The sequence below is a fragment of the Pseudomonas sp. SJZ103 genome, from assembly GCF_007828335.1.
Classification (GTDB): domain Bacteria; phylum Pseudomonadota; class Gammaproteobacteria; order Pseudomonadales; family Pseudomonadaceae; genus Aquipseudomonas.
Map to the genome: position 1 here is coordinate 1 of NZ_VIUN01000017.1, position 12,175 is coordinate 12,175.

Annotated in this window: 13 protein-coding genes; 3 read left to right on the forward strand and 10 right to left on the reverse strand. The window is 60.8% G+C overall.

Going from position 1 to position 12,175, the window contains the following annotated elements:
- Positions 1-96: 96 nt before the first annotated feature.
- Positions 97-660 carry an NAD(P)H nitroreductase gene (locus FBY10_RS26935; protein ID WP_145338419.1) on the reverse strand — a complete coding sequence of 188 codons (564 nt, stop codon included), beginning with the start codon at positions 658-660 and terminating at the stop codon, positions 97-99.
- Between the two features lie 140 nt (positions 661-800).
- Between FBY10_RS26935 and FBY10_RS26940 the strand changes: the two genes are divergently transcribed.
- The 3 genes from FBY10_RS26940 to FBY10_RS26950 are packed head-to-tail and all read left to right on the forward strand — an operon-like array spanning position 801 to position 4,436.
- Positions 801-2,240 carry a di-heme oxidoredictase family protein gene (locus tag FBY10_RS26940; RefSeq protein WP_145338418.1) on the forward strand — a complete coding sequence of 480 codons (1,440 nt, stop codon included), beginning with the start codon at positions 801-803 and terminating at the stop codon, positions 2,238-2,240.
- 31 nt (positions 2,241-2,271) lie between these two features.
- Positions 2,272-3,336 carry an imelysin family protein gene (locus FBY10_RS26945; RefSeq protein WP_145338417.1) on the forward strand — a complete coding sequence of 355 codons (1,065 nt, stop codon included), beginning with the start codon at positions 2,272-2,274 and terminating at the stop codon, positions 3,334-3,336.
- Between the two features lie 2 nt (positions 3,337-3,338).
- Positions 3,339-4,436, forward strand: a complete 1,098-nt coding sequence (locus FBY10_RS26950) for a DUF1513 domain-containing protein (protein WP_145338423.1) — start codon at positions 3,339-3,341, stop codon at positions 4,434-4,436.
- A 123-nt stretch (positions 4,437-4,559) separates the two neighbouring features.
- On the opposite strand, the gene FBY10_RS26955 is transcribed toward FBY10_RS26950, so the two are convergent.
- The 9 genes from FBY10_RS26955 to FBY10_RS26995 all read right to left on the reverse strand — a co-directional run bounded on the left by FBY10_RS26955 (position 4,560) and on the right by FBY10_RS26995 (position 12,107).
- Positions 4,560-4,787 carry a hypothetical protein gene (locus FBY10_RS26955; RefSeq protein ID WP_145338416.1) on the reverse strand — a complete coding sequence of 76 codons (228 nt, stop codon included), beginning with the start codon at positions 4,785-4,787 and terminating at the stop codon, positions 4,560-4,562.
- Positions 4,784-5,503 (reverse strand): lipopolysaccharide kinase InaA family protein, encoded by a 720-nt coding sequence (locus FBY10_RS26960; RefSeq protein ID WP_131697934.1) that lies wholly within the window; start codon positions 5,501-5,503, stop codon positions 4,784-4,786. Before FBY10_RS26960 ends, FBY10_RS26955 begins: the two co-directional genes overlap by 4 nt.
- 4 nt (positions 5,504-5,507) lie before the next feature.
- The gene (locus FBY10_RS26965; RefSeq protein ID WP_145338415.1) at positions 5,508-6,188 is read right to left on the reverse strand and encodes a class I SAM-dependent methyltransferase; all 681 of its coding nucleotides are present in this window, start codon (positions 6,186-6,188) and stop codon (positions 5,508-5,510) included.
- Positions 6,189-6,376: 188 nt separating this feature from the next.
- The gene (locus FBY10_RS26970; RefSeq protein ID WP_131697936.1) at positions 6,377-7,657 is read right to left on the reverse strand and encodes a HAMP domain-containing sensor histidine kinase; all 1,281 of its coding nucleotides are present in this window, start codon (positions 7,655-7,657) and stop codon (positions 6,377-6,379) included.
- On the reverse strand, positions 7,647-8,330 hold the full coding sequence (colR, locus tag FBY10_RS26975; RefSeq protein ID WP_027605482.1) for a two-component system response regulator ColR: 684 nt from the start codon (positions 8,328-8,330) through the stop codon (positions 7,647-7,649). Before colR ends, FBY10_RS26970 begins: the two co-directional genes overlap by 11 nt.
- A 262-nt stretch (positions 8,331-8,592) precedes the next feature.
- Complete coding sequence (groL, locus tag FBY10_RS26980) at positions 8,593-10,239, reverse strand: chaperonin GroEL (RefSeq protein WP_131697937.1); 1,647 nt, start codon at positions 10,237-10,239, stop codon at positions 8,593-8,595.
- A 50-nt stretch (positions 10,240-10,289) separates the two neighbouring features.
- Entirely contained in the window at positions 10,290-10,586 is a 297-nt protein-coding gene (gene groES, locus FBY10_RS26985; RefSeq protein WP_003175874.1) for a co-chaperone GroES, read from the reverse strand.
- Between the two features lie 246 nt (positions 10,587-10,832).
- Complete coding sequence (locus tag FBY10_RS26990) at positions 10,833-11,309, reverse strand: FxsA family protein (protein ID WP_024077215.1); 477 nt, start codon at positions 11,307-11,309, stop codon at positions 10,833-10,835.
- A 66-nt stretch (positions 11,310-11,375) separates the two neighbouring features.
- Positions 11,376-12,107 (reverse strand): HugZ family protein, encoded by a 732-nt coding sequence (locus FBY10_RS26995; RefSeq protein WP_131697938.1) that lies wholly within the window; start codon positions 12,105-12,107, stop codon positions 11,376-11,378.
- Positions 12,108-12,175: the final 68 nt, after the last annotated feature.

Consider the following 12,175-nt stretch of genomic DNA (forward strand, 5'->3'; position numbering starts at 1 on the left):
CGACTACCGGTCGCCGGTCGTGAAGGAAAGGTTGGCGGCGTGAACCTTAATCAGTGTCCAAGATTACTTGACCAGTTCAAGCCCCCTCCCACATTGTCAAAGACCGGGCCAGGCCTGCACAAACGCCGCCACATCTTCCTTCGGCGCCGTACGCGGCGGGTTCTGCGGTGTCCCCAAATAAAGGAAGCCAATCACTTCCTCATCCGCGGTCAGCCCCAGGCCTTTGGCGACGTGGGCCGAGTAGGACAACTCACCCGTGCGCCACACCGCACCAATCCCCTGGGCATAGGCCGCCAGCAGAATGCCGTGGGCCGCGCAGGCGGCTGCCAGCCGTTGTTCGGATTTGGGCACCTTGAAGTGCTCCTGCAGACGGGCAATCACCACCACCACCAGCGGCGCACGCAACGGGCCGTTCTGGGCCTTGTCGATGGCAGCTTGCGGGGCATCGGGGTCTTGCAGGCGGGCGGCTTCGGCCAGCAGCGTGCCCATCTGCTCACGGGCGGCACCTTCCACGGTGAGGAAACGCCAAGGGCGCAGTTGGCCGTGATCAGGCGCACGCATGGCCGCGGCGAACAGCACATCGCGCTGCTCCTGGGTCGGTGCCGGTTCCAGCAAACGCGGCACGGAAACACGGTTGAGCAAAGCGTCGAGAGCCTGCATTGGCCACCTCCAGAAAAAAATGTGCGGTCATTCTAGCGGGAATGAATCGGGATGCCACCAAACGATAATTGCTCTTATTCAATCCGCCCGGCCCTGTTAGACTTTGCGACCTTATTTTCAGCCTTCGTCCGGGAAACTCGATGTTTCGTTCGCTTTTTCGCCTGTGCGCAGCATTGATGGCCTTGAGCCTGACCGCCTGCGATGACGCCCCTCGTTTCACCAAGGCCGAGCCGGGTGAATCGCGAGCCGGCGGCGCGACGACGGTGAACAAGCGCGACCAGAATGCGTTTTCCCTGCCCTCGGCCAACCTGTCGCCCACGCGCCGCCTGGATTTCAGCGTGGGCAACAGTTTTTTTCGCAGCCCTTGGGTGATCGCGCCGTCCACCACCACCGCCCGTGATGGCCTGGGCCCGCTGTTCAACACCAACGCCTGCCAGAACTGCCATATCAAGGACGGCCGTGGCCACCCGCCACTGCCCGACGCGGCCAATGCGGTGTCGATGCTGGTGCGCCTGTCGATCCCCGTGTCTATCCAGGAACAGCCGCCTTACGCCAAGCTCATCGAGCAAGCCGGGGTGGTACCCGAGCCCGTCTACGGTGGGCAACTGCAGGACATGGCAGTGCCAGGCGTACTGCCGGAAGGCAAGGTGCGGGTCGACTACACGCCGGTCAACGTCACGTTCAAGGACGGCAGCGTCGTCGAGTTGCGCAAGCCCGACCTGCAGATTACCCAGCTCGGCTATGGCCCGATGCACCCGGACACGCGCTTCTCCGCGCGCATCGCCCCGCCGATGATCGGCCTGGGCCTGCTCGAAGCCATCAGCGACGCGGACATCCTGCGCAATACCGAGCCGAAGACCGCCGACAAAGAAGCCCTCGTCGGCCGGGCGAATTGGGTCTGGGATGACGCCGAGCAAAAAACCGTACTCGGGCGTTTTGGCTGGAAAGCCGGGCAACCCAACCTCAACCAACAAAATGTTCACGCGTTTTCTGGTGATATGGGCCTCACTACCTCCCTGAGACCCTTCGATGACTGCACCGAGGCCCAAGTCGCCTGCAAACAGGCGCCCAACGGCAATGGCCCCGATGGCGAGCCGGAAGTCAGCGATAACATCCTGCGCCTGGTGCTGTTCTACACCCGCAACCTGGCCGTGCCCGTGCGCCGCGACGTCAACACACCGCAGGTGCTGGCCGGGAAAAACCTGTTCTACCAGGCCGGTTGCCAGGGTTGCCATAAGCCGACGTTCACCACCGCTGCGAATGCCGCCGAACCCGAGTTGGCCAACCAAGTGATTCATCCCTACAGCGATTTGCTGTTGCACGACATGGGCCCAGGCCTGGCCGACAACCGCACAGAATTCAAGGCCGGTGGCCGCGACTGGCGCACGCCGCCGTTGTGGGGCATCGGGCTGACGCAGACCGTCAGTGGCCATACCCAGTTCCTGCACGACGGCCGCGCCCGCAACCTGCTCGAAGCCGTGCTGTGGCACGGCGGCGAAGCACAAGCGGCTCAGCAGCATGTGTTGTCCTTCAATGCCGAGCAGCGTGCTGCGTTGCTGGCGTTCCTGAATTCTTTATAAGCTTCGCCCCAATTACAAAAGGGAGCTCGACATGTTCCGTCCCAAGTTGTTGTTCACCAGCCTGGCCGCCCTCGCCCTGGGTGCCTGCTCGCCACAAGACCCGCAAGCAGTGACCTCGGCGGCGATCGCCAAGCAGGTGATCCTGCCGACCTACAGCCGCTGGGTCGAAGCCGACCGCCAGTTGGCCGTCAGCGCCCTCGCCTACTGCCAGGGCAAGCAAAGCCTGGACACCGCCCGCGCCGACTTCCTCCACGCGCAAAAAGCCTGGGCCGAGTTGCAACCGCTGCTGATCGGCCCGCTGGCTGAGGGCAACCGCTCGTGGCAGGTGCAGTTCTGGCCGGACAAGAAGAACCTCGTGGGCCGCCAGGTCGAGCAACTGGTCGCCGCCCAGCCGCAGATCGACGGCGCCGCACTGGCAAAATCCAGCGTGGTGGTACAGGGCCTGTCGGCCTACGAATACATCCTCTACGACGCCAAGACCGACATCGCCGACGACGCGCAGAAAGCCCGCTACTGCCCGCTGCTGGTGGCCATTGGTGAGCGTCAGAAAGCCCTGGCCGAAGAGATCCTGGCCAGCTGGAACAGCACCGACGGCATGCTCGCGCAGATGAGCAAGTTTCCGAACCAGCGCTACGCTGATTCCCACGAAGCCATCGCCGATCTGCTGCGCGTACAAGTGACCGCACTGGACACCCTGAAGAAAAAACTCGGCACGCCCATGGGCCGCCAGACCAAGGGCATCCCGCAGCCGTTCCAGGCCGATGCATGGCGCAGCCAGTCATCCCTGCAAAGCCTGGAAGCCAGCCTCGCCGCCGCCCAGACCGTGTGGGTCGGCGTCGACAACAAGGGCCTGCGTGGTTTGCTGCCGGCGGATCAAAAGCCATTGGCCGACAAGATCGACGCGGCCTATGCCGCCTCGCTGAAACTGTTCGCCAGCAACCAGCGCACCCTCAACGAACTGTTGAACGATGACGCCGGGCGCCAGCAGCTCAACGACATTTACGACAGCCTCAACGTGGTCCACCGCCTGCACGAAGGCGAGCTGGCCAAAGCGCTGGGGATCCAACTGGGCTTCAATGCCAACGACGGTGACTGATGATGCTCAGGCGACAGGCTTTGGCGATCGGCAGCGTGCTGCTCAGCGCACTTACGTTGGGTGGCTGGACGCTGTTCAAAGGGAAGGACAAGCGCCCGCTGCTGCTGTCGGCGCGCGATGATGCAGACGGCAAGCACTACGCCGTGGGCTTTCACCTGGACGGCAAGCAGGTATTTGCCACTCAGGTCGGCCAGCGCTGCCACGACATCATCAACCACCCGACGTTGCCGATTGCACTGTTTGTCGCCCGCCGCCCGGGCACCGAGAGCTATTTGATCGACCTGCGCGATGGCACCCTGCTGCAAACCATCACCTCGAACGCCAACCGCCACTTCTATGGCCATGCGGTCATCCACAAGAGCGGCGATTGGCTGTACGCCACCGAGAACGACACGTCCGACCCCGGCCGTGGCCTGCTCGGTGTGTATAAGTTCGAAGGCGAGCGCCTGGTACACAGCGGCGAGATCTCAACCCATGGCATCGGCCCGCACCAGGTGTCGTGGATGCCCGACGGCGAAACACTGGTGGTGGCCAACGGCGGCATTCGCACCGAAGCCGAAAGCCGCGTGGATATGAACCTCAACGCCATGGAACCGAGCCTGGTGCTGATGCAGCGCGACGGCACCTTGATCAGCAAGGAAACCCTTGGCCAGCAGATGAACAGCGTGCGCCATATGGGCATCGCCAGCGATGGCACCGTCCTCACCGGCCAGCAGTTCATGGGGCCTTCCCAGGAGCGCTCCGAGTTGCTGGCAATCAAGCGTCCGGGGCAGCCGTTCGTGGCCTTCCCGGTGGCCGATGAGCAGTTGCAGGCCATGGGGCATTACACCGCCAGCGTCGCCGTACACAGCGAATTGCGCCTGGTGGCGTTGACCGCACCGCGTGGCAACCGCTTCTTTATCTGGGACATGGACACCGCCGAGCTGCGCCTGGATGGACCGTTGCCCGATTGCGCGGGCGTTGGCGCAGTGGCCGATGGTTTTGTCGTCACCTCGGGCCAGGGCCGTTGCCGCTACTACGATTGCCGCCAGAAACAGCTGGTCGCCAAACCGTTGGAATTACCGGCGGGGCTCTGGGATAACCACCTGCATCTGATCTGACCTGCGTAGACACCGTCTAATCCACCACCGCACAAATCCGTAGCAGCCGCGCTGCGGGTAAGGTTTGAAAGGCAAAAAAAAGGGCCTCGCATCGCAAGGCCCTTTTCGGGGGTTTGAATCGTTTCAACTCTGCGGCGTCATCGCTTGAGACATCCCAAACATGAACAACAGCAACTCATGATCAGGCTTGGCCGCCACACTCGCCTTGGCGACGCGGGGCAACAGGCATTGCGTGCCGTCTTGCACCGCGCTGAGCACTTGTGTGCGAGGCTGCTCCCACGCCGCCAGGGCCAGCGCTGCAACGCCCATGGCCCCGACCAGGAACAAACCTCGTGCTATTTCTAGCTTCATTTGGTTAAACCCTTGATAGCGCTGCCAAACGCCGTCTCGTAAAAGTAGCTGAGTTTTTCCCAGTCGGTGCTGTTCCACGACGAATGGCGACGCAGTTGCAACATGTCATGGGAGGCTGCCCGATAAGCGGTCAAGCGCTGGCGGCATTTTTCGAAGTCCAGCAGCGCCACTTCCACTTGGGCCAAGTCACCCTCGCCCGTCACCCGCACGAAAATATGCTTGATGTACAGGCAACCGTGCTGCCAGCGCCCTTTATGCATGCGGGCCAGGGTGCCGGCCAACTCCTTGAGCAAGCGCTCGTGCACTCGCTCGCCGTACTGTTCGCGGCCACCGGCAGCGTACCAGTGTTCAATTTCTTCAAAGCCGTCGAGGGCGGCGGTTACCAGCAGTGCCTTCCAGCGGTGCTCGGGGTCACGACGCGCCTCACAAAAGACCATTTCGGGCACGCGTACATCCAACCGCCGCAGGCCCCTGAGGGCATCACGCTCGCGCAGCACGGTGGGGCGCCCAAACGGGTGCAGCCAACTGCGGTAGATATGGCCCGTCTGGCGCTTGCTGTAGAGCAACCGGCCATTGGCACTGAGTACGCGCTGTACACCACTTTCACCGCCACGCCGGAGATTGGGTTCTTCGACCCATTCGCCTTGCTGACGCCAGAAATAATCGAAGCGTTCTTCGGGAGCTACGTGACTGCCTGCTACGCACTCAACTGCCATCCTGTTACCTCTTGCGCAATACATATACACGCCACATGGCGTAGAGCGGAATGAAGTCCAGGGATTCCTGAACACGGAAACCGGCTTGCTCGAACTCTGCCTCAACAGTAGCAGCCGGTAACACAAATCTGTTTTGGTAACCTTCCTGCTCACCTTTCCTGCGACGCTGCCCTTCAAGACGCTTGCGTTTCCAGGCTTTGAAATTGCCATCCACCCACAGCGAAATGATCACGCTGTCACGGGTAACCCGCTGAAACTCCCGCAGAATTGCCTGACGGTGCGCCGGATCACCAATGTGGTGGAGCAGGCGCATACAGAAAATGCTGTCGACCGAGTTATCCGGCAAATCGATATCGAAGGCAGATGTCTGCAAGGGCCGTACCCGTTTCACCACATCCGCGGGTTGGGCGACCGTCGCGACCTTCAACATGGAGGCCGAATTATCGGCGCCGATGATCACGCGGTTGGGCTTTTCCGCCAGCAACGGCCAGAAACGCCCGGCGCCGCACGGCAGGTCCAGCACCAGGCCAGGCTCGCCGGCCATCGCCAACGCGCCACGGGCCAATTGCTCGTCGCGTTTGTGGGACAACCGGCGCGCCAGATTGTCCTGATGCTTGAGCAAATATTCGTGGGCGTGCTGGTCGTCGTACTTTTCGGAAAATTCGAGTTTGATCGGGGTAGGCATCAACGGATCTCCAGTTGCTGATGCCTACAACCTTAAGCAGCGACCTGTGATCAACAGGTCAACCCATTGTGAAAAACTTGTTCTGTCCAATCTCATACATTTCAAGACTTTACAGATACAGGCAATATCATGGGGCCATCTTCGCCGATTTACGGGGATCTCTGGCAGGATAGCGGCAGGGGGAACGGTCAGGCGTTGACCTGACTCAACTGGACATGAAAGCGACAGCCATGGGGCTCCATGGTGCTGAGGGTAACGCTCCAGCCCTGGTTCTCGCAGATACGCTGGACCAGCGACAACCCCAACCCCAGGCCCTCACCGCGCTTCTCACTGCCGCGTACGAACGGCTCGAACATCGCTTCGCGCTTGTCTTCGGGAATGCCGACGCCGCTGTCTTCCACCACAAAGCCGGTCGGTTCCAGGGTAAGCCGGATAAAGCCGCGTTCGGTGTAATGCAGGGCATTGCGCAACAGGTTGCCCATCACGGCATGCAGGAAGGTCGCGTTGTAGCGCGTATCCAGAGGGTTGCCCGGCTGGTAGATCAACTCCAGGCCCTTGTGCTCGATAGGCTCGCGCCAGATGCCGAGCAGATCATCAGCCACCTGGGACAGATTGACCTTGGGCGACATGCTCCCGTCATCATGCTGAGCCCGGGCCAGCATCAGGAAGGTTTGCACCAGTTCGCGCATTTCTTCGCAGGCACGGGCGATTCGCTCGACCTGGTTACGCCCACGCTGATCGATGGCCGGGTTTTCCAACAGCAGTTCGCAGGAACTGGCCAGCACCATCAACGGTGTGCGCAGTTCGTGGCTGACATCGCTGGTAAACAGCTGCTCGCGGGACAACGCCTGGCGCAGGCGCCCCAGCGTGGCGTCGAAGGCCACGGCCAACTCCCCCACTTCGTCGGCGGCGTAGTCCGGTGCCAGGGGCGGCGCCAGGCCCAGCAACTGGTCGCGGTGCCGCACCTGGCGGGCCAGGCGCACCACCGGCGCCATCACCTTACGGGCCAGCACCCAGCCGAGGAACACCGCCAGCGCCAAGCTGAGCACGAAGCCCACCAGCACCACGGCAAACAGCACGCGCTCGCGCTCTTCGAAATCGCTTTGATCCTGCAGCAGCACATAGCGCCGACCGTCGACCACTTCTACCATCGCGTGGTACGACAGCGCCTCGCGAAACACCTCATGAAACCCTGGTTCCAGATGCCGCAGGTCCTTGGGCAATTCAAAATCGCCGGGGCCACCGCTGAAGTAAAACAGCTGGTCGGGCTCGGGCCGGTGCCGCCAGTCCTCGACGGTGTCCATCAGCAGCAGGCGCTGCAAGTCACCGCCCAAGCCTGCCGAGATCAACTTCTCTTCCACCAGGTGCACGGTGGCGACGATGCCCATGGCGAAGGCCCCCGCCACCAACGCACTCATCAAGGCAAAGGCGATGATGATCCGCTGGGCAAGGCTTTGCTTAAACTCCATCACGGCCCTCGGCCAAGCGGTAACCCACCCCATGCACCGTTTGCAGCAACGGTTTGGCGAACGGCTTATCGATCACTTGACGCAACTGGTGGACGTGGCTGCGCAGACTGTCGCTGTCCGGGCAGTCATCGCCCCACAGGGCCTCTTCAAGCACTTCCCGACGCAGTACGTGGGGACTTTTCTGCATCAATACGGCGAGCAGCTTGAGGCCGACCGGGTTGAGTTTGAGCAGGCGCCCTTCGCGGGTCACTTCCAGGGTATCAAGGTCGTAATTCAGATCGGCCACTTGCAGGGCGCGACGACCGCCACCTTGGGCACGGCGCAGCACGGCTTCGATGCGCGCGGCCAATTCCGACAGGGCAAACGGTTTGAGCAAATAATCATCGGCGCCGGACTTGAAGCCCTGCAGCCGGTCATCCAACTGGTCGCGGGCGGTGAGCATGATCACCGGCGTGTCGCGGCGGGCGTCTTCGCGCAGGCGTTTGCACAAGGTGTAGCCATCGATGCCAGGCAGCATGATGTCGAGCACGATCAAGTCGTAATGCTCGGTCGCGGCCAAATGCAGGCCCGACAAACCGTCCTGCGCACAGTCCACGGTGTAGCCTTTTAGCCCCAGGTAGTCGGCCAGGTTGGCCAGAATATCGCGGTTGTCTTCAACCAATAGAATTCGCATGGGCAGTGTCTCCGTACGCGGTAACGGCCGTGTTGGCTCGCGCAGCTTAAGGCCAACGCTGACTCACGACTAGGGTACCTGAGCGAGTCTATAAGCTTTTTTAACCAACAGGCGCAGTTCACAAGTTTTTCACTATCGCTTCACCCCGTCGGTACATCGGGCGTGCCAAGCTCATGGCCTTCACGCCGATCAAAAACTTGGCGTAAAAAAACCCGCCTGCATCACTGCAGGCGGGTTTTTTCAGTCGCAGGGTAAGGCTGGCTTACATCATGCCGCCCATGCCACCCATGCCGCCCATGTCTGGCATACCGCCGCCAGCCGAGCCTTCTTTCTTCGGTGCATCAGCGATCGCAGCTTCGGTGGTCAGGATCAGGCCGCCGATGGAGGATGCTGCTTGCAGCGCGGAACGAGTCACCTTGGTAGGGTCCAGGATGCCCATTTCGATCATGTCGCCGTAGACGCCAGTCGCAGCGTTGTAACCGTAGTTACCTTTGCCGTTCTTGACTTCGTTGACCACAACACTTGGCTCGTCGCCGGAGTTGGCAGCGATCTGGCGCAGCGGTGCTTCAACAGCACGACGCAGCACAGCGATACCGACGTTCTGGTCAGCGTTGTCGCCAGTCAGGTTAGTCAGCGCTTCCAGAGCACGGATCAGCGCAACGCCACCGCCAGGTACCACGCCTTCTTCGACGGCTGCGCGGGTTGCGTGCAGGGCGTCTTCAACGCGGGCTTTCTTCTCTTTCATTTCAACTTCGGAACCAGCGCCAACCTTGATCACTGCAACGCCACCGGACAGCTTGGCCAGGCGCTCTTGCAGTTTTTCACGGTCGTAGTCCGAGGAAGTCTCGGCAACCTGCGCACGGATCTGAGTGATGCGCGATTGGATGTCGCCGTCAACGCCAGCACCGTCAACGATGATGGTGTTTTCCTTGGAGATGGTCACGCGCTTGGCGCTACCCAGGTTTTCCAGGGTGGCGCTTTCCAGGCTCAGGCCGATCTCTTCGGAGATAACGGTACCGCCGGTCAGGACGGCGATGTCCTGCAGCATGGCCTTGCGACGGTCGCCGAAGCCTGGAGCCTTGACGGCTGCGACTTTAACGATGCCACGCATGTTGTTCACAACCAGGGTCGCCAGGGCTTCGCCTTCAACGTCTTCGGAAACGATCAGCAGTGGGCGGCCGGCTTTGGCAACGGCTTCCAGCACTGGCAGCATTTCGCGGATGTTGGAGATTTTCTTGTCGACCAGCAGGATCAGCGGGCTGTCCAGCTCGGCAACCATGGTTTCCGGCTTGTTGACGAAGTACGGGGACAGGTAACCACGGTCGAACTGCATGCCTTCAACAACCGACAGTTCGTTTTCCAGGCCAGTGCCTTCTTCAACGGTGATCACGCCTTCTTTACCGACTTTTTCCATGGCTTCGGCAATGATGTCGCCGATGGAGCTGTCGGAGTTGGCGGAGATGGTGCCTACCTGGGCGATAGCCTTGGTGTCGGCGCAAGGCTTGGACAGGTTTTTCAGCTCAGCGACGATGGCGATGGTCGCCTTGTCGATGCCGCGCTTGAGGTCCATCGGGTTCATGCCGGCAGCAACGGCCTTGTAGCCTTCGTTGACGATGGCCTGAGCCAGAACGGTAGCCGTGGTGGTGCCGTCGCCTGCGTCATCGTTGGCACGGGAGGCAACGTCTTTGACCAGCTGCGCGCCCATGTTTTCGAAACGGTCTTCCAGTTCGATTTCTTTGGCGACGGAAACGCCGTCCTTGGTGATGGTCGGAGCGCCGAAGCTCTTCTCGATGATCACGTTACGGCCTTTCGGGCCCAGGGTCGCTTTTACTGCGTCAGCCAGGATGTTGACACCGGTGAGCATTTTCTTACGGGCGGAATCGCCGAATTTAACTTCTTTAGCAGCCATGATCGATATTCCTTAAATACTTTGTAGTAACGGGAAAATGAGCGGGGAAATCAGTCTTCCAGAACAGCGAGAATCTCGTTCTCAGCCATAACCAGCAGGTCTTCGCCGTCGACTTTCACAGTGTTGCTGCCGGAGTAAGGGCCAAATACAACCTTGTCACCGACTTTAACGGCCAGCGCACGTACGTCACCGTTTTCCAGAGTCTTGCCTGGGCCTGCAGCGACGATCACACCGTGGTTGGCTTTTTCAGCAGCCGAACCTGGCAGAACGATACCGCCAGCGGTTTTCTTTTCTTCTTCGCTGCGACGGATTACGACGCGGTCGTGCAGAGGACGAAGCTTGCTCATTGTCGATCTCTCCTAATTGTGTTTTTCATCGGCCGGTATCGATACCGGCGGGTTGTATTCCGGCAGTGCCGGTCGCGGTTCGCTGGGCGAAACACGGAAGTCTGTCCGGTGTCGCCACCAGAAACCTTGCGGTGACCGTTACATAAGGGCGCATAAGCTTATTACAAGGGGCCGGCGATGATTTTTTTGCGTCTGCCAGCCTATAAAAGCAACACGGCACCCGAAGGTGCCGTGCCAGTGAAGCGGTTATTTGCTGTCGCGATGCTCGAACTCGCCTTCGATCACATCGCCTTCTCGCCCCAACGGTTGGCGCGGAGCCGGGCCGCCACGGGGTTGCAGGTCGTCGGCGAACGCACGTTGGCGAATCGCGGCCTCTTCGGCGCGCTGGCGCATCTTGCCCGCCAGCAATTTACGGGTGAACGGCAGCAGCATGACCAGGCCCACTACATCGCTGATAAAGCCCGGCAGGATCAACAGGCCGCCCGCCAACGCCATCATCAGGCCTTCGAGCATGGTCTGGGCCGGCAGTTCGCCGCGGTTCAAGCTCTCACGGGCACGCAGCGCCGTGGCGAGGCCGGCGACGCGCAGCACCAGGACGCCGAGCATCGAGCCGAGAATGATCAGCAACAGGGCCGGGAAGAACCCGATCGCACCGCTGACTTGAACGAATACGAACAGCTCCAACACCGGGAACAGCAGAAAGAGCAATAAAAAAGGGCGCATCAAATGGTTCCTCAACGCAAGAATGCCTTGCCAGTCCACCTTAGATGACGTCGCCGTTTCGTGAATTCAAGCTTCAGCAGCGGCTTTTTTCGGCCAGACCTCGGCGTGGGCCAATGAAACCAAGGCTTCGCGTACTTGTGTCGGCGTGTTGCAAGACTCGGCAAATGGCAGCCAATGCAGGGCTTGGCCGATACGCAGGTGCATGCCTTCGCTGTCGATGCCGGCCAATTGCGCAGGCTCGAACGTCGGCAAGCCGGCCAACTCGACGTAGTGGGCAATGGCCTTGGTGTGGTCGCTGTTCATGTGCTCGATCATGCTGCGCTCGGCCTTGCCCGCGAAGGGGTTGGCCAGGGTCAACTGGTCGATCCAGTGAATCGCGCCAAACCCGCCGATATAACGGTGGCGTACCGGCTTGAGCATCCAGAAATCGAAATCGTGGGCTTTGTGGTAGTTGGCCGAATCGGGGAAGTAGCGGTAATAGCGCTCGGCGGCCGCCTCGATGGCGGCCCCCTCCTCGAGTTTCTCGGCTTCGGCCAGATAGGTCAGGCGCCCCACGGCCTGCACATCATCCGCTTCGCGCTCGCCGACCAGCAGCGAACACTTGGGATCTTTTTGCAGGTTATGGGTGTGCTGGGCGATGCGGCTGATCAGGATCAACGGGCGGCCCTGATCGTCCAGGCAATAAGGGACAACCGATCCAAACGGAAAGCCGGGCATGGCTTTGGACAATGTGGAGAGAGCCCCACGGTACTCCTTGAGCAACAGCTCTCGGGCGTTCTTGGCAACCTGCGTGCTCAACGTATGACTCCTCGGGTATTCAGCCGCCCATAGCGTATGGGAATGGATCTCAACACAAGGTAATCAAT

Excerpts from the sequence above, each read along its gene's own strand:
- FBY10_RS26935 (WP_145338419.1), bottom strand. The coding sequence starts at position 660 with ATGCAGGCTCTCGACGCTTTGCTCAACCGTGTTTCCGTGCCGCGTTTG.
- FBY10_RS26940 (WP_145338418.1), top strand. The coding sequence starts at position 801 with ATGTTTCGTTCGCTTTTTCGCCTGTGCGCAGCATTGATGGCCTTGAGC.
- FBY10_RS26945 (WP_145338417.1), top strand. The coding sequence starts at position 2,272 with ATGTTCCGTCCCAAGTTGTTGTTCACCAGCCTGGCCGCCCTCGCCCTG.
- FBY10_RS26950 (WP_145338423.1), top strand. The coding sequence starts at position 3,339 with ATGCTCAGGCGACAGGCTTTGGCGATCGGCAGCGTGCTGCTCAGCGCA.
- FBY10_RS26955 (WP_145338416.1), bottom strand. The coding sequence starts at position 4,787 with ATGAAGCTAGAAATAGCACGAGGTTTGTTCCTGGTCGGGGCCATGGGC.
- FBY10_RS26960 (WP_131697934.1), bottom strand. The coding sequence starts at position 5,503 with ATGGCAGTTGAGTGCGTAGCAGGCAGTCACGTAGCTCCCGAAGAACGC.
- FBY10_RS26965 (WP_145338415.1), bottom strand. The coding sequence starts at position 6,188 with ATGCCTACCCCGATCAAACTCGAATTTTCCGAAAAGTACGACGACCAG.
- FBY10_RS26970 (WP_131697936.1), bottom strand. The coding sequence starts at position 7,657 with ATGGAGTTTAAGCAAAGCCTTGCCCAGCGGATCATCATCGCCTTTGCC.
- colR (WP_027605482.1), bottom strand. The coding sequence starts at position 8,330 with ATGCGAATTCTATTGGTTGAAGACAACCGCGATATTCTGGCCAACCTG.
- groL (WP_131697937.1), bottom strand. The coding sequence starts at position 10,239 with ATGGCTGCTAAAGAAGTTAAATTCGGCGATTCCGCCCGTAAGAAAATG.
- groES (WP_003175874.1), bottom strand. The coding sequence starts at position 10,586 with ATGAGCAAGCTTCGTCCTCTGCACGACCGCGTCGTAATCCGTCGCAGC.
- FBY10_RS26990 (WP_024077215.1), bottom strand. The coding sequence starts at position 11,309 with ATGCGCCCTTTTTTATTGCTCTTTCTGCTGTTCCCGGTGTTGGAGCTG.